Raw genomic sequence first — 21,508 nt, 5'->3', positions numbered from 1 at the left:
ACCCTGGCGAATGTAGTGCAAGGCTAGCAGGTCGCGCTCAATAGCCAAGCGACCAAATGGCAGCTAAAAACGAGGCTTTTCCCGCCTTTGGACTAGAGAGGGACTCGCATAATAGCGTTCATCACAGTTGCGCCCCGTGCGGCGTACCAGAATACGATGGACGGATTCAGTCAATGCCATCTTCTCGCAACAAGTTCCAAGCGACCCTCGGCGCTCTCCCGTGGGGGTGCGCATGAGCAACGGCGCCACCACCCAGGGTCGTCAGGACTCGACAGCCAGCAGCGCCCCTCCGGCGGCGGTGCTGGCACGCCTTCAGCAGCAGCTGAGCGGCAATCCGCTGATCGCCATACTGATCGGCGGCGCCGCCGTGATCGCGATCGTGGTCGCTTTGCTGATGTGGGCGAGAGCCCCCGAGTATCGCGTGCTCTACAGCAACCTTTCCGAAGCCGACGGCGGGCGCATCATCAATGAGCTCGACAGTCGCGGCATTGCCTATCGTTTCAGCGAAGGCGGCTCGGCACTGCTGGTGCCGGGCGAGTCCGTGCATAGCTTACGGCTCCAGCTCGCCGAACAGGGATTGCCGCATGGCGGCAACGTCGGCTTCGAGCTGATGGACAACCAGGCCTTTGGCGTGAGCGAGTTCGCCGAGCAGGTCAACTATCAGCGCGGACTCGAAGGCGAGCTATCGCGATCGATCGAATCCCTCGGACCGGTCGCCCGCGCCCGCGTCCACCTGGCCATGGCGCGTTCCTCCGTTTTCGTACGCGACCGTGAACCGGGCAAGGCATCCGTCATCGTGACACTGGAGTCGGGTCGCACCATCGGCGACAGTCAGGTCAGCGCCATCATTCATATGGTATCCAGCAGCGTGCCGGACCTGGCCTCGGAAAACGTCACCGTGGTCGACCAGAACGGCCGCCTGCTGTCGCAGCCGAACGCACAGGGCCGCGGCCTGGACGCTACCCAGCTCGACTATGTTGCCGAGGTCGAGCGCTCCTTCCGCCAGCGCATCGAGAATATCCTGGCCCCCATTCTCGGCCAGCAGAACGTGCGCGCCCAGGTGACGGCCCAGGTAGACTTCTCCCGCCGAGAGGAAACCTCGGAGCGCTACGGCCCCAACCAGCCGCCCAATGAAGCGGCGGTACGCAGTCGTCAGTCCAGTCTCTCCTTTAACGGCGGCGACGGTGTTGCCATGGGCATTCCCGGCGCGCTGAGCAACACCCCTCCCGGCACGGCCCCCTCGCCCATCGAGCTGCCGGAAGACGAGAACGGCGAACTGGCCGAGGAAGCGCAGGAGAACCTGCGGGCACTGAACAACCTGCAGCAGGACGACGTCGTGAACTACGAGGTCGACCGCAGCGTTTCGCATGTCCAGCATCGTCAGGGACAGGTGATGCGCCTCACCGCCGCGGTGGTCGTCGACTATCGTGAGGAACGCGACGAGGAAGGCGAATGGCAGCGGGTTCCGCTCAGCGACGTCGAAGTCGCCCAGATCGAGCGCCTGGTTCGCCAAGCCATCGGCTTCTCGCAGGCGCGCGGCGACGAGATCGAAGTGGTCAATAGCCCGTTCAGCCGCGTGCTGGAGGACGAAGAAGCCCTCGAATGGTGGCAGTCACCCGAGGTGCACGAGCTCGCTCTTACCCTGGGTCGTTATCTGCTCGTCGCCCTGGGCGCCCTGCTCGGCTACCTGCTGATCCTGCGCCCGCTGATCAAGCGCCATACCCAGCAGCCGGTATTGGCCAACGCTCCCGGCACCGGCCTGCAGGTACGGGTTGGTGATGATTCGGAAGTCGCCGAGGGTGAACTCGAATCCGATGGGGACGATGACGACCTTCGCCCCTACCAGAAGCCCAAGCGCAAGCGTCGCTCGTCGGCCTACGAAGACCATCTGGCCGAGCTGCGTGAGCTCGCCCAGGAGGATCCACGCATGATCGCCATGATCGTACGCAGCTGGATGAACAAGCATGAGTAGTGCCAAGCCAATGACCGGCGCACGCCGTAGCGCCATCCTGATGCTGGCCCTCGACGAGGACAGCGCGGCTGAGATCTTCAAGTATCTCGCGCCGAAGGAGATCCAGCAGCTCAGCATGGAGATGGCCGAGCTCGATCAGGTGTCGCACGAGGACATGCAGCAGGTGATGCTGGAGTTCCATCGCGAGACCGAGGAGTTCATCGCGCTGAACCTCAACTCGAGCGACCACATCCGCTCGGTGCTGACCAAGGCGCTGGGCAGCGAACGCGCCACCAGCCTGATCGAGGACATCCTCGAGAGCCAGGGCAGCAGCAGCGGCATCGATTCGCTCAACCTGATGGAAGCCTCGATGGTAGCCGAGCTGATCCGCGACGAGCATCCGCAGATCATCGCCACCATCCTGGTCCACCTCGAGCGCCATCAGGCCGCCGACATTCTCGAATTGTTCGACGACAAGCTGCGCAATGACGTAGTGCTGCGTATCGCCACCTTCAGCGGCGTGCAGCCCGCCGCTCTGCAGGAACTCACCGAAGTGCTCTCGGGCATGCTCGACGGGCAGAACCTCAAGCGCAGCAAGATGGGCGGCGTGAGAACGGCGGCGGAAATCCTCAACCTGATGAATTCCTCGCTGGAGGAGACCGCGATCGAGACGGTACGCGCCCACAGCGAAGATCTGGCGCAGAAGATCATCGACGAAATGTTCCTGTTCGAGAACCTCATGGACCTCGACGATCGCAGCATCCAGCTGCTGCTCAAGGAGATCGACACCAACTCGCTCGTGGTGGCTCTCAAAGGAGCGCCGGAGGGACTCATGGAGAAGTTCCTGCGCAACATGTCTCGCCGCGCCGCCGATTTGATGCGCGAGGACATGGAAGCCCGCGGACCGATCCGCGTCTCCCAGGTGGAAGCCGAGCAGAAGGCGATCCTTCAGGTGGTGCGCCGTCTGGCCGACTCCGGCGAGATCGTGCTGAGCGGTGGAGAAGATACCTATGTCTGAGCGCGCTCCCTCCTCTTCCGAACGCCACGCGCCATGGCAGCGCTGGCAGATGGGGGAACTCCAGCGCGAGGTCCGGAGCGAGGCGACACCGCGCGAGCGCGATCCGGCCCAGGAGGCGCGTCGGCGCGAACAGTTCCAGCGCCAAGCCGAACTCAAGGCGCTGCGCGAAAAGATCATGCGCGAAGCCCGCGAAGAAGGCTACCAGGCCGGTTTCGAGGCCGGTCGTACCGAAGGGCACGCACAAGGGCTCGAAGAGGGACGACAGGAGGCGCAGCGCGAATTGCAGCAGCTCACACGAGAGATGGTCGCACCGATCAAACCCTTGGCGGAGCAGTTCTCCGAAGCATTGGCCGGGATCGACGAAGACATCGCCAGCGACCTGGTGGAGCTGGCCCTGTCGACCGGCTATCAACTGGCCGGCGATGCGCTCAAGGCTCGTCCCCGGCAGGTACTGGAGCTGATCAGGGCGCTGCTTCACACCGAGCCACCGCTCATCGGTCAACAGCGACTCTGGCTCAACCCGCTGGATCATCGGCTGGTCGAGGAGCACCTGGGGTCCGAGCTTGCCGCCGCCGGCTGGAAACTGCAGCCCGACGACCAGTTGACCCGAGGCGGCTGCCGCGTAACCAGTGCCAACGGCGAACTCGACGCCACCTGGGAAACGCGTTGGGAGGCCATCAAATCCCAGGTTCGGCGGCGGCGCTCGACTGCGGCCGACAACGACAGCACCGATAACGATCAAGGCATTGACGAATAAACAGAGGCACAGCACGAACATGGCCGACGCAATGGCAACACGCCCCAATGCGCACCAGACACGCTGGCAGCAGACGCTGCAGCACGTCCGTGAGCGCGTGGAAACTGTGCCCGGCTATCGCACCAGCGGCCGGGTGCTACGCGCCACCGGCATGGTGATCGAGGCCGTTGGCCTGCGCGTGGCCCTCGGCAACGCCTGCCGCATCGAGCTGCTCTCGCCGGGTGGCAGCGAGCCGCCGCGCTTTGCCGAAGCCGAAGTCGTCGGCTTCAATGGCGAACGTCTGTTCCTCATGCCACTCTCCGAAATCACCGGTTTGATGCCCGGCGCCCGAGTCTTCCCGCTCGGCGATGGTCCCGACCACGCCGCGCGCCGATTCCCGCTCGGCGAATCGCTGCTCGGCCGCGTAGTCGACGGCAATGGCGAACCCCTCGATGGATTCGGTCCGCTGGATAGCGCCCCCCGCGCCCCGCTCTCCACTCCGCCGCTCAACCCGCTCAAGCGCGCACCGATCAACGAGCAGATCGACGTTGGCATACGTGCCATCAATGCTCTGCTCAGCGTGGGTCGTGGGCAGCGCATGGGGCTGTTCGCCGGCTCCGGCGTGGGCAAATCGGTACTGCTCGGTATGATGGCTCGCTACACCGGAGCCGATGTCATCGTGGTGGGGCTGATCGGTGAGCGAGGCCGCGAGGTGCAGGACTTCATCGACAACATACTCGGGGCGGAGGGGCGTCGTCGCGCCGTGGTGGTGGCCGCACCGGCCGACACCTCGCCGTTGCAGCGCCTGCAGGGAGCCGCCTATGCCACCCGACTGGCCGAAGGATTCCGCGACCAGGGCAAGAACGTGCTGCTGATCATGGATTCACTCACGCGCTACGCCATGGCCCAGCGCGAGATCGCTCTGGCCATCGGCGAACCGCCCGCTACCAAGGGCTATCCGCCGTCGGTGTTCGCCAAGATCCCCAGCCTGGTGGAGCGAGCCGGCAACGCCGAGCGCGGTCGCGGCTCGATCACGGCTTTCTACACCGTGCTCACCGAAGGCGACGACCAGCAGGACCCCATCGCCGACTCGGCTCGCGCCATTCTCGATGGCCATATTGTACTGTCGCGCACGCTGGCCGAAGCCGGTCATTACCCGGCGATCGACATCGAAGCCTCGATCAGTCGCGTGATGACGCACATCATCGACGACGATCAGCTCTCGATGACCCAGGTCTTCAAGCGCCTCTTCTCGCGCTACCAGCGCAACCGCGACCTGATCAGCGTTGGCGCCTACAGCCCGGGAAACGATCCGCAACTGGACGAAGCCGTCCAGCGCTACCCGCTGCTGGAGCACTTCCTGCAGCAGAGGATGAACGAAAACGCCTCTATAGAGGCCTCTCGACAGCGTCTTGCTGAGACCCTAGGAGTCAGGCAATGAGTGCATCGTCACAACTCGCCATGTTGAGCGACCTGGCCCGCGACGCCCGCGACCAGGCAGGCCAGATGCTGGCGGGTGAGCGACAGAGTGAGCGCCAGGTGGCCGCCCAACTGGAGTCGCTCAACCGCTATCGACTCGAGTATGCCGAGCGCCTGCAACAGGCCATGCGCGACGGTATCGACCCCGCCAGCATGCACAACTATCAACAGTTTCTCGCCTCGCTGGATGCCGCCCTGCAGCGGGCCAGAGAGGCGCTGAACGCCCAGCAGCGTCGCGTCCAGCAGAGCCAGCAGCAGTGGCAACAGGAACAGAAGCGCCTATCGGCCTTCGATACCCTGGCATCGCGCCGAGAGGCCGAGCATCAACGCCAGGAATCTCGCCGAGAGCAGCGCACCAGCGATGAAATGGCGGCAGGACGGCTTTTGCGCCAGCGCACCGAGCATGCACAGTGACTCGGTCTAGGAGATAACGATGAATATACAAATGATTCTGGCCGCACTGCCAACCCAGCCCACCGGCAAGCTGGAGCCAGGCCTCGCCGGTCAGAGCGGACCATTCGCCCTGGCCCTGGCCAATGCCGGCAGCGCCGCCCATGCCGCCAGTGGTGAGTCGGTTCCGGTGCTGGAGAACGCCGCCTATGGCGCGCTGCCGTCGACCATGGCCGCGCATCAGACGCTTCTGCAAGCGCTCGATGCCCGTCTGTCCCAGGCTGACGGTGAATCGGGTTCGGGCGGCAGCGACGCTCTCCTCGACGAGATCATGGCCCGCCTGGCGCTGATCGAGGAGACCCAGCAGTGGCAATCCGGGGCGACCGATGCCGCCCTGCCGAACCCGGCACTGCTGCCGACCGAACTGTCCCAGGCCGGTGAGACGCCGCTGCCCGATGCGGCGACCGATGCCGTTGCGCTGGTGTCGGTCCCGATGGATGTCGCGCTCAAGTCACAGGGTGCCGCCGAACGCAACCCGGCTCCCCTGCCCGGTGTCACTCAGTTGGCAGAGATGCCTGCGAACGCGGACACCCAGCGCGTCATGACGCGCGCGGAGGCGGCGAATCCGCTGCTCGCGGGTGCCACCCCGGCCCGCGATGGCGCCGAAGCGGCCACGCGCAGCACCGAACTCGCCTCGACCCGCGCGACATCTCTCCAACCCAACGGCATCCAGGCCAACGGTGCCGAGCTGCGCGCCGCCAGCGATGCCTCGCGGGGTGGCTTCGTGCCGGAATCGGCTTCGCTTGCCCCTTCGGTCGCTTCACCCGGCATCACCGCCTCGGGCGCTCAAGCGACCGCACCGATGCCCGCCCAGACCAGTCTGAGCGCTCCTCTGCAGAGCCCCGCCTGGCCCGGCCAGTTGGGCCAGCAGCTGGTGCAGTTCGCCCGACATGGCGGGGAGCAGCGCATCGAGATGCATCTCCATCCGGCCGAACTGGGACCGCTATCGGTTACGCTGAAGGTCACTGAACAGGGTGCCCAGGCGCAGTTCCTGTCGGCGCATGCCCTGGTCCGCCAGGTGATCGAGCAGGCAATTCCCCAGTTGCGCGAGTCGCTTGCCGAGCAAGGCATCAGCCTGGGCGAGACCTCCGTCGGGGATCAGCGTCAGCGCGACGCCCAGGCATTCGCCGGCAATGGTGGACAGCAGAGCCGCTCCGCTCCGGGACAAGGTGACGATGCGATGCTCATGGGCGACGAAGGGCACGATGCCCTGTCGACCCAGCTCTCTCTGGATGGACGCGTCAATCTCTACGCGTGACAAAAAGGCAAGATAGCCCCTTTCGCGTGGCCTGTTCCCCCCTTCACAGGCCGCGCATCTCCGACATAATCCCTTCAACGGTTGCAACGACACGAAAGGCACGGTAATGGCGAAATCGACGGGTGGCTCCTCCAAGCTCCTGTGGCTGATGATACTGCTGGTTCTGCTCTCCACGGGCGCTGCCGCAGCGGCGATCTATATGGTCATGAGCGACCGCAACGGGGCTGACGAAGGCAATGCCCAGACGCAGCAGCTCGAGCGCAAAGCGCCTATCTTCGTCAAGATCGATCCGTTCACGGTCAATCTGGCCGATGACAGCTACGGCTCGCGCCTGCTTTATACCGGCATTTCGCTCAAGGTCGGCAATGACGAGACACGTGCCATTCTCACCGAGCACATGCCTCAGGTTCGCAGCCGCCTGCTGATGCTGTTCTCCGGCAAGCAGGCAAGCGAACTTACCTCACCGGAAGGTAAGCGCCGCCTGGGCGAGGAGGTCATCGCCACGCTGGCCGAGCCGCTGACCGAGCCTCAGCCGCCCCTGGAAGTCCAGGACGTGCTGTTCACCGAGTTCATCGTGCAATAACGGGTTCCTGGCCACATGTCTCAAGACGATCTGCTATCGCAGGATGAGATCGACGCCCTCCTCAAGGGAGTCAGCGGCGACGACGAGCCCGTTGCGCGAAGCAGCGACGAGTCTCGTGTCCGCCCCTACGATCCGGCGACCCAGCACCGCGTGATCCGCGAGCGCCTTCAGGCGCTGGATATCATCAACGAGCGCTTCGCGCGGCACTTCCGCATGGGGCTGTTCAACCTGCTCCGGCGCAGCGCCGACATCACCGTCGATTCTGTTCGCTACCTGAGCTATAGCGAGTTCTCTCGCAACGTGCCGGTACCGACCAATATCAACATCATCGGCATGAAGCCGCTGCGCGGTTCGGCGTTGATCGTGTTCCCGCCCAACCTGGTTTTCATGGTGGTGGATAACCTGTTCGGTGGCGATGGGCGTTTTCTGACCAAGTCGGAAGGCCGCGAATTCACCAATACCGAACAGCGCATCATTCAGCGTTTGCTGAATCTGGCCATAGACGCCTACGAGGAGTCGTGGAAATCGGTGTATCCGCTCCAGATTCATTATCTGCGTTCGGAAATGCAGTCGAAGTTCGCCAATATCACCAACTCGCCAAACGAGATCGTGGTGAACACGAACTTCAACATCGAGGTGGGCAATCTGACCAGCAGTTTTCAGATCTGCATTCCCTACTCGATGATCGAGCCGCTCCGCGATCTGCTGGCCAACCCGCACAACGATGGTCATCACGATAATGACGGCTCTTGGACCAAGCGGATGGCCGGCGAGATTCGCCGCTCCGAAGTGGAGCTGGTAGCCAACTTTACCGACATTCCGACTTGTATCGCGCATGTCATGGCGCTCAAGGTAGGCGACGTATTGCCCCTTGAGCTACCCGAAACCGTTACCGCAAGTGTCGATGGCGTTCCCGTGATGGAGTGCGACTACGGCAGCCAGCACGAGCAGCGCGCGCTGCGTGTCATCCGCATCATCGATCATGGTGCGCAAAACCCGGTGTCCAAGGACGCCTTCATCAAGGGCGCAGCGCCTCAAGCCAAGGAATCCAAGCATGACTGATCCCAAGAAACCCGATCAGAACGTTTCCGACGACGATTGGGCCGCCGCCATGTCGGAGCAGAGCAGCGACGAATCCGCTGCAGACGACGACCCCTGGGCGGAGGCCATGGCCGAGCAGGAAGCGGCCGAAGCCACCACGGGCGGTTCGAGCGACGACGATCCCTGGGCGGAAGCCCTGGCCGAGCAAGAAGCCGTCGAAGCCGCGGCCGATGAAACGCCTCCGCCGAGCGCGCCGTCACCGGCGCCGCAATCCGCAGGCGATCGCATCTTCCGCCCTCTCGACAAGGGCAAGGAAGGCGGCGTCGCACGCGACCTGGAAATGATCATGGACATCCCGGTCAAGCTGACCGTGGAATTGGGCCGTACCAAGCTGACCATCAAGCAGTTGCTGGAGCTCGCCCAAGGCTCGGTGGTCGAGCTCGATGGCCTGGCCGGCGAACCGATGGACATCCTGATCAATGGCTACCTGATCGCACAGGGCGAAGTGGTCGTGGTCGATGATAAGTACGGCATCCGTATCACCGAGATCATCACCCCCTCCGAGCGGGTACAGAAACTGAACCGATGAGCGACACTTCCTCTACCGAGACTTCCGCCGCAGGGCTCGAAGCACTGGCCGGCGGCGATGGCCTGGTGGGCATGGCCACCCTGGGCAAGACGGCCGCCGCCCTGGCACTGGTCATCGTGATCATCCTGGTATGCACGGCACTTCTGCGTCGCTGGGGCCCCCAGCGCCGTGTCGCCGGCGGGCACCTGCAGATCGTCGCCAGCACGCCGCTGGGTAACCGCGAGCGGCTGGTGATCGTCGAGGTCGAGGGCACCTGGCTGGTACTTGGCGTGGGCAATGGCCAGATCGGCAAGCTGCATGAGCTGCCCGCCCCGCCGGATCAGGGTAGTGCAGCGAACAACGAGCTGCCGCAGGGAGAGCGCTTCGCCGCGCGCTTCGCCCGTGCCCTGAAGCAAAATGCCGGCCTGGGAGGCCCCGGGCGGGGAAGTTCATGAACCGTCGCGTTTCATCAATTGCCCTCGCACTGCTGACGGCGTTGGCACTGGCGCTGATGCCGCTGGATGCCCTCGCCCAGCAGCTCCCCGGCATCGTCAGCCGACCGCTCGACAACGGCGGCCAGCAGTGGTCCCTCTCGCTGCAGACGCTATTGCTGCTCAGCTCGCTGGCCTTCCTGCCGGCAGCGTTGCTGATGATGACCAGCTTCACTCGAATCATCATCGTGCTCAGCCTGCTGCGCACCGCCATCGGCACCCAGTCCACACCGCCCAACCAGGTGCTGCTCGGCCTGGCGCTGTTCCTGACGTTCTTCATCATGTCGCCGGTGATCGGCATGGTCTACGAAACCGCCTGGGTACCGCTGACCGCCGAAGAGATCAATTTCGAAGAGTTCCTGGCGTTGGCCCAGGAGCCGTTCCGCGAGTTCATGCTGGCACAGACCCGTGAGACCGACCTGGCGCTGTTCGCCCGCCTGGGTGACATCGGCCCGATGCAAGGCCCCGAGGACGTACCGCTGCGCATCCTGGTGCCTTCCTTCGTCACCAGCGAACTGAAGACCGCGTTCCAGATCGGCTTCACCATCTTCATTCCGTTCCTGATCATCGATCTAGTTGTGGCCAGCACGCTGATGTCGCTGGGCATGATGATGGTCCCCCCGGCCACGATCTCGCTGCCCTTCAAGCTGATGCTGTTCGTGCTGGTAGACGGCTGGCAACTGATCGTTGGGTCGCTCTCGGAAAGTTTCTTCATCTAACCGATGCGCAAGCGGCCGAGCCGCTTCACCGATATGCCCGCTCATGGCGTGGCGAGGAGTTAACGATGACACCGGAAACGGTCATGGCAATCGCCTACCAGGGTATGCGGGTTACCCTCTTCCTGGCTGCACCGCTGCTGATCACCGCCCTGCTGACGGGTCTCATCGTCAGCCTGTTCCAGGCGGCCACCCAGATCAACGAGATGACACTCTCCTTCATCCCCAAGATTCTGGGAGTCTTTACCGTGCTGGTACTGGCCGGGCCCTGGCTGCTCAAGCTGATCACCGACTTCACGCGCAACCTCATCACCGGCATTCCCGGCATGCTGATGTGAACCGCCCATGGTCGAGGTGACCTTCGCCCAACTGCAGGGCTGGCTGGTAGCCCTGCTGTGGCCTTTCGTACGCATCCTCGCCTTCTTCGCCGCTGCCCCGCTCTGGAGTCATTCCAGCGTTCCCAGGCAAGCGAAGCTCGGTCTCGCGCTGCTGGTAGCGATCGTCGTTGCCCCAGTACTGCCACCCATGCCGAATGTTCCCATCATGTCGTGGGCCGGGCTCGGTATCATGGTGGAGCAGATGTTGATCGGCATTGCCATCGGCCTGGTCATGCATGTGGTGTTCGCAGTGATACAAGCCGCCGGTGAATTCATCGGGCTGCAGATGGGGTTGGCCTTTGCCACCTTCTTCGACGCCGGCAGCGGCACCAACACGATGATCCTCTCTCGTGTCCTCTACATGATCGCCCTGCTGCTTTTCCTCGCCCTCGGCGGGCATTTGATGGTGCTGGAGGCTCTGGTAACGAGCTTTCACAGCCTGCCCGTGGGTATCGGTGCCTTCAATCCGGCGGCCTTCGAGATGCTGGTACGCTACGGCGGCACCATCTTCATCGCCGGCATGTCACTGGCATTGCCGCTAGTCGGATCGCTACTGATCCTCAATCTGGCCATGGGCATCCTCAACCGCTCCGCTCCCCAGCTTACGGTTTTCAATATCGGCTTCCCCATGACGCTTACCATCGGTCTCGTCCTGCTGATGGTGCTGATGACCGATCTTTCCAGTTTCCTGCAGCGCCTCTTCAGCAACGGCATTCACTTTCTCTATCAGCTCATCGAGGCCATGGCTCCCCTTACCGCGTGAGGGCTAGGCCAAGAGCAAAGCAAGCCGCCCCTCCGCCTAAAAAAAACCGCTCCGGCATGCCGGAGCGGCGAAAAGAGACCATGCCGGAGGCCGGCATGGTCTGCAGGGAACCGGAGTACTGAGTTATCTTCGACGGCATCCTGCCCGCATATTTACAGGAAGTTGAACAGCGACATACCCTTCACGTCGACGAAGGCTTTCTGGGCCGCCTGCAAGCCGACTTGGCGCAGGCTGTACTCGGAAATTGCCTCGTTGTAGTCGAGATCGACCAGATCGGAGAGTGTCTGATCGTAGTTTCTCATGCGGTTGCCGCCCACGGCATCGACCACATCGAGTTCATTGAGCCGCGCACCCATCGAGGCGCGTACGGTCAGCACATTGTCGAGACCATTGTCGAGCTCGCGCATCACCGAACTGAGCGTATTGCGGAAGTGAGCGCGGTTCTCGTCAAGGCCACCCTGGTCCATTTCCAGGACATCGATAGCATCCTTCAGCGACTTGAAGAGATCCTGGTTGGCATCCGCAGCGTTGGCCGGGCGCAGCTGGATCTGATCCCCATCCACCGGCTCACCCTCGAGCGTAATGCTCACACCACCAAAACTGATGGTCCTGCCGCTATGATAGGCAGCATCGTAAAGTGGGGTGCCGGGGTTGGTGGGATCGTCGACCTGAACACGAATTTCACCGGCGACATCCACGAACTGGAGCGAAAATTCTTCACCGAACGCCGGCGCCTCCGGATCCACGCGGCTGGGGCCGGTGAAGGTCACGGAGCCTGCATTGCGCTCGTAGCCCTGCTGGGTGCCGATGTCGCTACCGCCCGTTGCACGTTCGGCCCGGGCCACGTAACCAGCGCCGGAGGGTACGCTCTGGAAGATGGACTTACCGTTATCGGCTACCGGCATCAGGCGCGAGGCGTCGATGCGCTGCTCACGGGTATTCTCGTCGCCCTTGTACTCGACGCCCGAGACCCCTTGGCCCGAAGTACGGGCGAAGGGAGGTGCATCGTCATTGTAACCACCGAACAGGTAGCGTCCGTTGCCGTCGGTGGCGTTGGCCTGTCCGATCATCGTCTCGTAGATGCCGCGCAGCTCGGAAGCCACCGATTGCCGATCAACATCGCTCAGAGTATCGCTCGCAGCCTGCACCAGCAGCGTCTTGGCGCTGGTGATGGCATCACTGACACTGTTGAGAACGCTCTCGGCCTGGCCCAGCGAGTTGCGGGCCGAGACCCGCGAATCGGCATACTGCTCGGTTACCGCCTTCGCCTGGGAGACGCCCACCGCGCGGGAGGCCGCCTGAGGATCGTCCGACGGATTGACGACTCGACGGCCGCTGGCGATCTGCTGGCCGACCTTCATGAAGTCGCCCTGCTGACGGTTCATGGACGAGACGCTCTGCTCGAACATGGTCACGGTGCTGATACGCATCGTACTGAACTCCCTTCGAATCAGTTACGCAGGCCGAGAATGGTGTCGAAGACCGTGGACGCAGTGTCGATGACGCGCGCATTGGCCATGTAGAACTGCTGGTAGCGGATCAGGTTGGCCGCCTCTTCGTCCAGGTTGACGCCGGATTCGGACTGCTGCACCGCCTTGAGCTGGTCGGTGAGCCCCTGGCGCGCATCGAGATTGACCTTGACGATATTGGTGCGGTTGCCGACATCGCTGACCATGCCGCCATAGGCCTGGCTCAGCGTGGAGCGGCCCGCCACCAGCGACTCGTTCTGCAGATTCTGCATCGCCAGCGCATTGCGGTTGTCGCCGGTGCCGGATGATGTAAGCCCGAACTGAAGCTGGGCAGTCTCGCCTGCCGCCGGCAAGGCGGAGATCTTGAAGGCGATGCCATCCACCTCCAAGGTATCGCCCACCGCTACCGCGTCGGTGGTCACATTGAACGCCTCGCCATTTCGCAGTACGGGAGCGCCCCCCGGCACGACGGAAAGACTGCCATCATCGGCGAGATCCAGGGCATAGCTGGCCCCTCCCGTCAGGGCATTTTCCTGTGCCCGCAGCCCCGTGACGGCCATATCGCCCTCAACCGTCACGAAACTGCCGGCGGCGATCTTGTCCAGGTCGGAAATGTTCGATGCCATTTCGGCCGCGGCACGTCGTACCGGTTGGATCTCGTAGCGATCACCTGCGGCAGGCTGCCCATCGAAGGACAGGGTAAGGCCACCAAAGCTCAGCTCGCCCGCGGTGCCATCGAAGTTCCAATCGAACTCTCCGGCGCCAAGCGCCTGCCCGTTGTCCTTGCGCACTATTTTCGGATCACCCGCCGTATCGAAACGGATGGTGTAGTCGGTCGCACGCAGCTGATCGATGTTGGCGTTGTCGAAACTGGCGCTCGTGACCTCCACTCCGCCGGCATTGCGGGGGTGCGAATAAGCGCGAGGCTGACCAATGCTGAAGAAGTCCTCGCCCTGGTCGCCGTTGAGGTCCTGACCCAGACGATGCTGGGCGTTGAAGCCCACCGCAAGGGATACGGCCAATTGGCCAATCTGATTCTGGGTCTTGTCGAGAGTTTCCGCCCGGAAAGTCATCAGGCCGCCCAGGGTACCGCCCTTGACGGTATCCTCCGGCAACGCCACCAGGTTGCCGCCCGAGTCGCGATAACCGAGCACGGTGCGCTGCGGGTCACTGGGCGCTTCCATGGCCTCGAGACGATAGTGATTGGTCCCGGAAACCAATGGCTGGCCATTGGGCAGACTGATGTTGTAGGCCTTGCCATCCTGAATGTCGAGGCGAACGTCCATGCGCTCGCTGAGCTCGGCCACCAGTTGATCGCGCTGATTGAGCAGACTGTTGGGCGCCTCGCCGCTACGGGCTCGCGACAGTGCGATCTCGCGATTCAACGTCGCCAACTGCTCGGTCATGTTGTTGACTTGGGTGACTTCGTCCTTGATCTGGCCGTTGATGCCTTTCTGCATGTCTTCGAGGTAACCGTCGAAGGCACGGAACTGGGCCGTCAGCGTATCGGCCGTTCCCAGCAGCCCCTGACGCGACGCCGGATCGGACGGCGCGCCGGCCAGATCCTCGAGCGAGGAGAAAAAATTCTGCATCAGCGGCGCCAGGCCTGCCTCACGATCGGCGAGCAGATTGTCGATCTGACTGATCTGGTTCTCGTAGGTGGCCAGGGCACTGGAGGAACTGGAAGCGGCGTTCAACTGGGATGCGACATACTGGTTGAACTGCCGCTGGATATCGTTGACCTGAACACCGGCGTCGGCACGACTCTGCCCAAGAATGGTCAGCTCACGATTGTAGCCCGGCGTATAAACGTTGCTGATGTTGTTGCTGGTCGTATTCAGCGCGTTCTGGGCGGCATTCAGGCCGCTCAGGCCGACGGAGAAAATGGTGCTCATGGTGTCGTTTCCTTTCGCCAATGCCTGATTTATCGGCCTGACAGGTCAGAACTTTAGGGGTCTCTCGAGACTCAGTAGCTGAAGAAGACCAGGGAATCACCACGCTGCTGCATCGGCCCCATGGTATCCATGACCGCGACCAGCTTGTCCGCGTAGGCGGGGTCGGTGGCATAGCCTCCCGCCTGCAGGGCACGAGCGGCCTGCTCGGCGCTGCCGGCAGTGGTCACCGCCGCATAGCGGGGGTTGTTGCCGATCAGGCGGGCATAGTCGGTGAAGGCTTCTTCGTAGGATTCATAGGCCCTGAACGTATCGACGATGCGCGTGCGCTGGCCGTTGATGTACTCGTGAGTCGTGACATCCGTGGTCTTTCCGTCCCAGCGACTACCCGCCTTGATACCGAACAGGTTGTAGCTGTTGCCACCGTCGGCCGTGGGAATCTCGCGGCGCCCCCAGCCGGTTTCCAGCGCCGCCTGCGCCAGGATCAGTTCGGCCGGCACTCCGGTGCGACGACTCGCCGCCTGGGCGGGCGCTTCGAGACGTTTCATGAAGCGCTCGACGTGGTCGCCTCGCTCATCGGTCGTCCGGACATTACCAGACGAGGTGGGTGCGGATTGGCTGGGAAGCGTTACTGCGCCGCTCACCGAGGTCGATGCCGGTGGCGAGGCTTCGACGGCCGTCATGAAACCGCCCCGTATGGTCTCGAGTTCGTCGAGGAAACTGGCCGGCGCCGGCACCGAATGGGCCTCCTGCGGTGCGGCCTCTGCATCGGGTGCTTCCTGAATCGACTCGGGCTGTAGTGCATCCTTCAACACGCGCGGCGTGCCGCGCGGTATGCCGGCGATCAACTCGTTCAACTCACGATCCGCGACTCCGCCTTGGGCACGGCTGACTCCGGTCTGCTGTTCCAACTGAGCCATCAAGTGATCGGCCAGGCCGATACCTCGACCGGCCAGGGTCTGAGCCCACTGCTGGTCGAGCATCGACTGGTAGAACTCGGTCTGCTGGCTGTCGAGCAGCCCATCGCCGGGGCTGGCATCGCGCATGCTCTTTAACATCGTCTGCAGTAACAGTGCCTCGAACTGCTGGGCGGCCTGATTCAGCCCGCTCGACGGGTCCTGACGCGCGGTATGCTTGAGACGTTCGAGCCCCTGCACGTCGAGGGCGAACTGACCGCTGACATCCTGCAGGCTCATCAGATGATCTCCAGATCGGCGCGCAGCGAGCCGGAAGCCTTGAGCGCCTCGAGGATGGACATCAAGTCGCTGGGGGTGGCGCCAAGCGCATTGAGCGCATTGACCACATCCACCAGGTCGGCCCCCTCGACCACGCGCAGATAGGCATCCTGCTCCTGAATCTCGATCTCGGTATCGGGTACCACCACCGTCTCTCCTTCACCGAACGGGGCCGGCTGGCTGACCATGAACCGCGGATCGATCACGATGGAGAGATTGCCATGGGCCACCGCCGCACGGTGCAGCTTGACCGCACTGTTCATGACGACCGAACCCGTCCGGGCGTTGAACACCACCTTGGCCGACGCTTCCGTGGGCGTGACTTGGATATTTTCCACCTGGGCCATGAAGTTGACCCGGGAATTGGCGTTCATCGGCCCATCGAGGGTAATGACACGACCGTTCATCGCCGCCGCTACGGGCCGGCCGAACTCGTCGTTGATGGCATTCACCACGCGCTGCGCGGTGCCGAAATCGGCCTGCTTCAGCTCCAGTTCGAGCAGCCCGGCGTTGGCGCCCAGGTCGAGCGGCACCTCACGCTCCACCATGGCGCCGCCGGCGATGCGGCCACCGGCCAGCTGATTGACCTGAACCGAGGCGCCGCCCGCCGCAGCGCCGGCCCCACCCACCAGAAGATTGCCCTGAGCGATGGCGTAGGTATCGCCGTCGGCGCCCTTCATCGGCGTCATCAGCAGCGTGCCGCCGCGCAGGCTGCGAGCGTTGCCGATCGAAGAGACATTGACATCGAGGCGCTGCCCCGGACGCGAGAAAGGAGGCAGGTCGGCCGTCACCATCACCGCGGCCACGTTGCGCAACTGCATGTTGGTGCCCGGCGGCACAGTAATGCCGAGTTGCGACAGCATGTTGGTCAGGCTTTGTCCGGTAAAAGGCGCCTGCATGGTCTGGTCGCCGGTGCCATCGAGGCCAACCACCAGGCCATAGCCGACCAACTGGTTGTCACGCACGCCGGCGAAGCTGGCGATCTCTCGGATCCGTTCGGCCTGCGCAGGCAGCGCCAGCAGGAAGAGTCCCAGCACCAGCAGCACTCTCGCCAATACGGTCATATGCCCCATATCCCGATTCATCCCGATCTGCTTCATGATTCGCCTCCCGTACGCTTCCATCAGAAAGGCGAAATATTCAGGAAGAAGCGCTGCATCCAGCCCATGTACTGCGCCTCGTTGATGTATCCATTGCCCACGTACTCGATGCGGGCATCGGCCACGGCCGTGGAGGGCACCGTATTCTGACCGGTGATGGTGCGAGGATTGACCACACCGGAGAAGCGAATGAACTCGACTCCCTGGTTGATGGCGATCTGCTTCTCGCCGCGCACGCGCAGGTTGCCGTTATACATTACTTCGAGCACGGAAACGGTGATCGTCCCGGTAAAGCTGTTGTTGGCCTGGGAGCCTCCGCCGCCGGAAAAGTCGCTCTCGCCGGAGAGGTCGAAGCCGTATTCGGCCAGACGCTCCAGCGCATCGGGCAATTCGGCCAGGTTGAGACCGGCCGAACCATTGCGATCCATGTTGGAGCGAGCGTTCTTGCTGGCGCTGACCTGCTCGTCCAACACGATGGTCAGAATGTCTCCCACCATGCGTGGGCGGCGATCCTCGAACAACGGCTGAGAGCCGCGATGGGCCTGGTAAATGGAACCATTGGCCATCCGCGGCGGCGGCTCGATGATGTTGATCTGCTCCTGCTCGCCGACCACCGAGGCGCGCGGCACCTGGGCGCATCCGCCCAAGGCAAGCAGCATGATGGCGAGAAGCGCCACAGCCAGGCGCATGGCCGAAAAATCCGTACCTTTCATTATCACTCGCTTCCGGCCATGCCGTTGTGGCTCAGGCTGGTTCATCTGGGGCGCGATCAGAGCTGGCTCAGGCGAGCCAGCATCTCGTCGCTGGTCTGCACGGCCCGACTGTTGATCTCGTAGGCACGCTGGGTCTGAATCATGTTGACCATCTCTTCCACTACGTTGACGTTGGAAGTCTCGACATAGCCTTGGAAGAGTCGACCGGCACCGTTCATGCCCGGCATGGCCTCGTTGCGCGGACCCGAGGAGGTCGTTTCCACATAGAGGTTGCCACCGATGCTCTCGAGTCCGGTCGGGTTGACGAAGGTCGAGATGGTGATCTGGCCCACTTCCAGCGACTGGTTAACGCCGGGCTGGGTCACCGAGACGATCCCGTCCTCGCCGATCGAGATGGACAGCGCATTGTCGGGAATGATGATGGCAGGCTCCAGCGGGTAGCCGTTGGCCGTTACCATCTGACCGTTCTCGTTGAGCTGAAAGCTACCGTCACGGGTATAGGCGGTGTTGCCATCCGGCATCAGCACCTGGAAGAAGCCGTTACCGTTGATCGCCAGGTCGCGCGAGTTCTCGGTGTGTTCCAGACCGCCCTGAGTATGGAGACGCTCGGTGGCTACCGGACGCACGCCGGTACCCACCTGCATGCCTGATGGCAGACGATTCTGTACGTCGTTCTGCGCGCCCGGCTGGCGCAGGTTCTGGTACAGCAGGTCCTCGAACACCGCACGCGAGCGCTTGAAGCCGTTGGTGCTGACGTTGGCCAGGTTGTTGGAGATGACGTCCAGCTTGACCTGCTGGGATTCGAGGCCGGTCTTGGCCGTCCATAGAGACTTGATCATTTGATATCTTCCTTACGCTCGAAGCATCAACCTTGGAGAGACAAGAGGTTATTGGCCCGCTGGGCGTTTTCGTCCGCGGTACTGATAACCTTCATCTGCATTTCGTAGCGGCGGCCCACGTCGATCATTGCGACCATGGCCTCCACCGCGCTCACGTTGCTGCCTTCGAGCGCACCACCGGCGACCCGGGCATTCTCGTCGGCGGGCAGCGCCGCCACTTCGCCCTCGGCATTGGGCGGCAGGCGGAACAACCCGTCTTCGCCACGCTGAAGGTTCCGCTCGGGTGTGACGAGCTTCAGACGACCGACGTCCACCAGGGCTTCGGGCCCTTCCCCTTCTCCGATGGCACTCAAGGTACCGTCGGCACCCACCGAGACGCTCGAGCCCAGCGGCACGATGATGGGCCCCCCATCACCGATCACCGGTCGCCCCATCACGGTGACGAGGCCATCGCCATCCACCTCGAGGTCGCCCCGACGGGTATAGGCCTCGGTGCCGTCATCGGCCTGCACCGCGAGCCAGGAATCGCCCTGCAGCGCAACGTCAAGCTCACGCCCGGTATGGGTAATGGGCCCCGGGCTGAAATCGCTGCCGGGAGTGGACGCCGCTACCGATACTCGGGTCGGCGCACCTTCGCCCTGTACCGGCACGGCGCGCATGGCATGCAGCTGGGCACGGAAGCCGCTGGTTGAGACGTTCGACAGGTTGTGGCTGACCACCGCCTGTTGATCCATGCTCTGCTTGGCCCCGCTCATGGCGGTATAGAGGATGCGATCCATGACTCGGTTACCCTATTCGCTTAACGCAGGTTGATGGCGGTCTGCAGGAGTTCATCCTGGGTCTTGATCGTCTGCGAGTTGGCCTGGTAGGCCCGCTGCGCCACGATCATGCTCACCAGTTCGCGCGCCATGTCCACATTGGAGGTTTCGACGGCACCCGACACCACGCCGCCCAGCAGCCCGGTACCCGGAGCGCCGACCAGTTCCTGACCCGACTCGTTGGAGGCGCGCCAGACGTTGTCACCGGCAGGCGTGAGTCCCTCGGGATTACGGAAGCTGACCAGCGAGATCTGACCGGCGGGGCGCGACTCCTCATTGGAGTAGTTGCGCATGATGACCCCATCCTCATCGATGGTGATGCCCACCAGCGTACCGGAGGTGTAGCCGTTCTGCGTCAGGCTGCTGACCGTGGAGGTGTTGCCAAACTGGGTGGTGCCGGCCAGGTTGAGATCGAAGGTAAGATCCACCGGCTCGCCGCCCAGATAGTCGGCCGAACTGAACGTGACACCCGGAATGGCGCCGTTGGCATCGACGCTGCCAGCCGCGTTGACCAGCTTGCCATTGGCGTCGAACTGGACGGAGTATGCCGTCACATTGCCCGCGCCGTCGTCCAGCGTCTTGCCGTCGAGCGTCATCTTGGCGGTCCAGTCGTTGGCCGCGGTCTTTTCGTAGTACACCGTGACGTTGCGCGGGTTACCCAGCGAATCATAGACGGTGAAGTTGTTCGAATAGTGGTAATCGATCATTTGCGGATTCCCTGTGGAATCCACGACCTCGGTGGTGCTCAGATCATCGGAGCCGGGCTGCTTGCGCGCATCGAGGTTGAGCGTGGTGCCGACACGAGTCGTTGCGCTTGCCGCCAATTCCTCTGCCGATACGTTCAGCGCCTGGGGCTGGCCACCGACCTGGACTTCACCCTGTGCGTTCAGGCCATAGCCCATGATCTGGAAACCCTGGGCGTTGACCAGATCCCCGTTGGCCTTCATGGAGAGCTGACCGTTGCGCGAATAGACCACCTCGCCGCTGGTGTCCTGGAAGCGGAAGAAGCCGCTGCCGGCCACCGCCAGGTCCAGATTGCGGTTGGTCGACTCGACGTTACCTTCGCTGAAGTTCTGCATAACGGTCGTCACCCGCGTACCCAGGCCGACCTTGGAGTTGGCGAATACGTCGGAGAACTGGACGTTGGATCCCTTGAAACCCACCGTCTGGGAGTTGGCGATGTTGTTGCCGATCGTACCTAGCTTCTGGGCCTGGGAATTCAGGCCACTCAGCGCTTGTGAAAAGCTCATTTTTCGTTCCTCTGCCTACCGGCTGAAATGCCGCTTCCGCGGTTCTCTTATGGAAATCGGTGTGATGCGTTAAAGAATCTGCTTGACTTCGCCGAGCCCCACCTGGCCGTAAACCGCTCCCAGGTCGAGCTTCACTCCCCCGTTGCCGTCGGGCGGGGTCACGCCACCGACCACGGCATAGTTGAGGGTGGTGGCGTTCAGTGTCTTGTCGCCGCTGGTGGCTTCCACGCGAACCTGATAAGCGCCCGAAACGGCCGCCTCGCCCTCACTGGTCATGCCATCCCAGGTAAAGGATTCCACTCCGGCCTGTACCGCCCCGATGTCGTAGCGGTTGATCACCTGGCCGCTGGCGTTGGCGATGGTCACCCGAACGTTCTCAGCGGACTGCTCGAGCTCGATGCCGAACGGCGTGGTGTGGGTCCCATCTTCGCTCTGCTCCAGCAGGACCCGATTGCCCGGTACCATCACCCCTTTTCCGATCAAGCCGGTGGCCTGCAGCGTCTGGCCGGCGTTCATCTGATCGGTGATGCCGGCGAGCGTCTTGTTGAGATCCTCGATGCCGCTGACAGTATTGATCTGCGCCAGCTGACTGGTCATCTCGTGATTGTCCATCGGCTTGAGTGGATCCTGATGCTGCATCTGGGCAATCAGCAGGGTCATGAAATTATTGCGCAGCTCGGCGGACTGGCTGGCATCGCGAGCGGAAGGGCCGCCCTGATTCAACCGCGTGACAACATTCGAATCGATGGTGGTGGACATGA

Annotated in this window: 22 protein-coding genes; 13 read left to right on the top strand and 9 right to left on the bottom strand. The window is 63.0% G+C overall.

Going from position 1 to position 21,508, the window contains the following annotated elements:
• The first annotated feature begins 232 nt into the window (after window positions 1-232).
• From fliF to fliR, 13 genes are all read left to right on the top strand, one after another.
• Complete coding sequence (fliF, locus tag CYJ07_RS01970; RefSeq protein WP_104201977.1) at window positions 233-1,972, top strand: flagellar basal-body MS-ring/collar protein FliF; 1,740 nt, start codon at window positions 233-235, stop codon at window positions 1,970-1,972.
• A complete protein-coding gene (gene fliG / locus CYJ07_RS01965; RefSeq protein ID WP_104201976.1) occupies window positions 1,965-2,969 on the top strand; it encodes a flagellar motor switch protein FliG in 1,005 nt (334 codons plus the stop codon). The genes fliF and fliG overlap by 8 nt, the downstream gene beginning before the upstream one ends.
• Window positions 2,962-3,726: a flagellar assembly protein FliH gene (locus CYJ07_RS01960; protein WP_104201975.1), complete on the top strand. Its 765-nt coding sequence runs from the start codon at window positions 2,962-2,964 to the stop codon at window positions 3,724-3,726. The genes fliG and CYJ07_RS01960 overlap by 8 nt, the downstream gene beginning before the upstream one ends.
• Before the next feature lie 31 nt (window positions 3,727-3,757).
• Entirely contained in the window at window positions 3,758-5,146 is a 1,389-nt protein-coding gene (fliI, locus tag CYJ07_RS01955) for a flagellar protein export ATPase FliI (protein ID WP_104202034.1), read from the top strand.
• The gene (fliJ, locus tag CYJ07_RS01950) at window positions 5,143-5,598 is read left to right on the top strand and encodes a flagellar export protein FliJ (protein WP_104201974.1); all 456 of its coding nucleotides are present in this window, start codon (window positions 5,143-5,145) and stop codon (window positions 5,596-5,598) included. The genes fliI and fliJ overlap by 4 nt, the downstream gene beginning before the upstream one ends.
• Before the next feature lie 19 nt (window positions 5,599-5,617).
• Window positions 5,618-6,892, top strand: a complete 1,275-nt coding sequence (locus tag CYJ07_RS01945) for a flagellar hook-length control protein FliK (RefSeq protein WP_104201973.1) — start codon at window positions 5,618-5,620, stop codon at window positions 6,890-6,892.
• A gap of 106 nt (window positions 6,893-6,998) precedes the next feature.
• A complete protein-coding gene (gene fliL / locus CYJ07_RS01940; protein ID WP_104201972.1) occupies window positions 6,999-7,475 on the top strand; it encodes a flagellar basal body-associated protein FliL in 477 nt (158 codons plus the stop codon).
• A gap of 15 nt (window positions 7,476-7,490) precedes the next feature.
• A complete protein-coding gene (gene fliM / locus CYJ07_RS01935) occupies window positions 7,491-8,537 on the top strand; it encodes a flagellar motor switch protein FliM (protein ID WP_104201971.1) in 1,047 nt (348 codons plus the stop codon).
• Complete coding sequence (gene fliN, locus CYJ07_RS01930) at window positions 8,530-9,105, top strand: flagellar motor switch protein FliN (RefSeq protein WP_104201970.1); 576 nt, start codon at window positions 8,530-8,532, stop codon at window positions 9,103-9,105. The genes fliM and fliN overlap by 8 nt, the downstream gene beginning before the upstream one ends.
• Window positions 9,102-9,539, top strand: a complete 438-nt coding sequence (gene fliO, locus CYJ07_RS01925) for a flagellar biosynthetic protein FliO (RefSeq protein WP_104201969.1) — start codon at window positions 9,102-9,104, stop codon at window positions 9,537-9,539. The genes fliN and fliO overlap by 4 nt, the downstream gene beginning before the upstream one ends.
• Before the next feature lie 56 nt (window positions 9,540-9,595).
• The gene (fliP, locus tag CYJ07_RS01920) at window positions 9,596-10,294 is read left to right on the top strand and encodes a flagellar type III secretion system pore protein FliP (RefSeq protein WP_269320530.1); all 699 of its coding nucleotides are present in this window, start codon (window positions 9,596-9,598) and stop codon (window positions 10,292-10,294) included.
• Window positions 10,295-10,359: 65 nt separating this feature from the next.
• Window positions 10,360-10,629 (top strand): flagellar biosynthesis protein FliQ, encoded by a 270-nt coding sequence (gene fliQ / locus CYJ07_RS01915; RefSeq protein ID WP_104201967.1) that lies wholly within the window; start codon window positions 10,360-10,362, stop codon window positions 10,627-10,629.
• A gap of 7 nt (window positions 10,630-10,636) precedes the next feature.
• Window positions 10,637-11,431: a flagellar biosynthetic protein FliR gene (fliR, locus tag CYJ07_RS01910; protein WP_104201966.1), complete on the top strand. Its 795-nt coding sequence runs from the start codon at window positions 10,637-10,639 to the stop codon at window positions 11,429-11,431.
• 152 nt (window positions 11,432-11,583) lie between these two features.
• On the opposite strand, the gene flgL is transcribed toward fliR, so the two are convergent.
• From flgL to CYJ07_RS01865, 9 genes are all read right to left on the bottom strand, one after another.
• Window positions 11,584-12,861, bottom strand: coding sequence for a flagellar hook-associated protein FlgL (flgL, locus tag CYJ07_RS01905; protein ID WP_104201965.1), 1,278 nt, complete (start codon window positions 12,859-12,861; stop codon window positions 11,584-11,586).
• Between the two features lie 20 nt (window positions 12,862-12,881).
• Entirely contained in the window at window positions 12,882-14,795 is a 1,914-nt protein-coding gene (flgK, locus tag CYJ07_RS01900) for a flagellar hook-associated protein FlgK (protein WP_104201964.1), read from the bottom strand.
• 71 nt (window positions 14,796-14,866) lie between these two features.
• Window positions 14,867-15,988, bottom strand: a complete 1,122-nt coding sequence (gene flgJ / locus CYJ07_RS01895; RefSeq protein ID WP_104201963.1) for a flagellar assembly peptidoglycan hydrolase FlgJ — start codon at window positions 15,986-15,988, stop codon at window positions 14,867-14,869.
• Window positions 15,988-17,091 (bottom strand): flagellar basal body P-ring protein FlgI, encoded by a 1,104-nt coding sequence (locus CYJ07_RS01890; RefSeq protein WP_197038236.1) that lies wholly within the window; start codon window positions 17,089-17,091, stop codon window positions 15,988-15,990. The genes flgJ and CYJ07_RS01890 overlap by 1 nt, the downstream gene beginning before the upstream one ends.
• Before the next feature lie 59 nt (window positions 17,092-17,150).
• Window positions 17,151-17,840 (bottom strand): flagellar basal body L-ring protein FlgH, encoded by a 690-nt coding sequence (locus CYJ07_RS01885; protein WP_104201961.1) that lies wholly within the window; start codon window positions 17,838-17,840, stop codon window positions 17,151-17,153.
• A 56-nt stretch (window positions 17,841-17,896) separates the two neighbouring features.
• Window positions 17,897-18,679: a flagellar basal-body rod protein FlgG gene (gene flgG, locus CYJ07_RS01880; protein ID WP_104201960.1), complete on the bottom strand. Its 783-nt coding sequence runs from the start codon at window positions 18,677-18,679 to the stop codon at window positions 17,897-17,899.
• Window positions 18,680-18,705: 26 nt separating this feature from the next.
• Complete coding sequence (locus CYJ07_RS01875; protein ID WP_104201959.1) at window positions 18,706-19,458, bottom strand: flagellar basal body rod protein FlgF; 753 nt, start codon at window positions 19,456-19,458, stop codon at window positions 18,706-18,708.
• A 20-nt stretch (window positions 19,459-19,478) separates the two neighbouring features.
• Window positions 19,479-20,747: a flagellar hook protein FlgE gene (flgE, locus tag CYJ07_RS01870; RefSeq protein ID WP_104201958.1), complete on the bottom strand. Its 1,269-nt coding sequence runs from the start codon at window positions 20,745-20,747 to the stop codon at window positions 19,479-19,481.
• A gap of 69 nt (window positions 20,748-20,816) precedes the next feature.
• Window positions 20,817-21,506 (bottom strand): flagellar hook assembly protein FlgD, encoded by a 690-nt coding sequence (locus CYJ07_RS01865; protein ID WP_104201957.1) that lies wholly within the window; start codon window positions 21,504-21,506, stop codon window positions 20,817-20,819.
• Window positions 21,507-21,508: the final 2 nt, after the last annotated feature.

It is taken from the genome of Billgrantia saliphila, from assembly GCF_002930105.1.
Taxonomy (GTDB): Bacteria; Pseudomonadota; Gammaproteobacteria; order Pseudomonadales; family Halomonadaceae; genus Halomonas; species Halomonas saliphila.
This window is presented reverse-complemented; position numbering and strand designations above follow the sequence as displayed.

Excerpts from the sequence above, each read along its gene's own strand:
- CYJ07_RS01890 (WP_197038236.1), bottom strand. The coding sequence starts at position 17,091 with ATGACCGTATTGGCGAGAGTGCTGCTGGTGCTGGGACTCTTCCTGCTG.
- fliN (WP_104201970.1), top strand. The coding sequence starts at position 8,530 with ATGACTGATCCCAAGAAACCCGATCAGAACGTTTCCGACGACGATTGG.
- fliQ (WP_104201967.1), top strand. The coding sequence starts at position 10,360 with ATGACACCGGAAACGGTCATGGCAATCGCCTACCAGGGTATGCGGGTT.
- fliG (WP_104201976.1), top strand. The coding sequence starts at position 1,965 with ATGAGTAGTGCCAAGCCAATGACCGGCGCACGCCGTAGCGCCATCCTG.
- flgK (WP_104201964.1), bottom strand. The coding sequence starts at position 14,795 with ATGAGCACCATTTTCTCCGTCGGCCTGAGCGGCCTGAATGCCGCCCAG.
- fliI (WP_104202034.1), top strand. The coding sequence starts at position 3,758 with ATGGCAACACGCCCCAATGCGCACCAGACACGCTGGCAGCAGACGCTG.
- fliP (WP_269320530.1), top strand. The coding sequence starts at position 9,596 with ATGCCGCTGGATGCCCTCGCCCAGCAGCTCCCCGGCATCGTCAGCCGA.
- CYJ07_RS01885 (WP_104201961.1), bottom strand. The coding sequence starts at position 17,840 with ATGAAAGGTACGGATTTTTCGGCCATGCGCCTGGCTGTGGCGCTTCTC.
- flgJ (WP_104201963.1), bottom strand. The coding sequence starts at position 15,988 with ATGAGCCTGCAGGATGTCAGCGGTCAGTTCGCCCTCGACGTGCAGGGG.
- fliM (WP_104201971.1), top strand. The coding sequence starts at position 7,491 with ATGTCTCAAGACGATCTGCTATCGCAGGATGAGATCGACGCCCTCCTC.
- fliJ (WP_104201974.1), top strand. The coding sequence starts at position 5,143 with ATGAGTGCATCGTCACAACTCGCCATGTTGAGCGACCTGGCCCGCGAC.
- fliR (WP_104201966.1), top strand. The coding sequence starts at position 10,637 with ATGGTCGAGGTGACCTTCGCCCAACTGCAGGGCTGGCTGGTAGCCCTG.
- CYJ07_RS01960 (WP_104201975.1), top strand. The coding sequence starts at position 2,962 with ATGTCTGAGCGCGCTCCCTCCTCTTCCGAACGCCACGCGCCATGGCAG.
- CYJ07_RS01875 (WP_104201959.1), bottom strand. The coding sequence starts at position 19,458 with ATGGATCGCATCCTCTATACCGCCATGAGCGGGGCCAAGCAGAGCATG.
- flgE (WP_104201958.1), bottom strand. The coding sequence starts at position 20,747 with ATGAGCTTTTCACAAGCGCTGAGTGGCCTGAATTCCCAGGCCCAGAAG.
- flgL (WP_104201965.1), bottom strand. The coding sequence starts at position 12,861 with ATGCGTATCAGCACCGTGACCATGTTCGAGCAGAGCGTCTCGTCCATG.
- fliF (WP_104201977.1), top strand. The coding sequence starts at position 233 with ATGAGCAACGGCGCCACCACCCAGGGTCGTCAGGACTCGACAGCCAGC.
- CYJ07_RS01865 (WP_104201957.1), bottom strand. The coding sequence starts at position 21,506 with ATGTCCACCACCATCGATTCGAATGTTGTCACGCGGTTGAATCAGGGC.
- fliO (WP_104201969.1), top strand. The coding sequence starts at position 9,102 with ATGAGCGACACTTCCTCTACCGAGACTTCCGCCGCAGGGCTCGAAGCA.
- flgG (WP_104201960.1), bottom strand. The coding sequence starts at position 18,679 with ATGATCAAGTCTCTATGGACGGCCAAGACCGGCCTCGAATCCCAGCAG.
- fliL (WP_104201972.1), top strand. The coding sequence starts at position 6,999 with ATGGCGAAATCGACGGGTGGCTCCTCCAAGCTCCTGTGGCTGATGATA.
- CYJ07_RS01945 (WP_104201973.1), top strand. The coding sequence starts at position 5,618 with ATGAATATACAAATGATTCTGGCCGCACTGCCAACCCAGCCCACCGGC.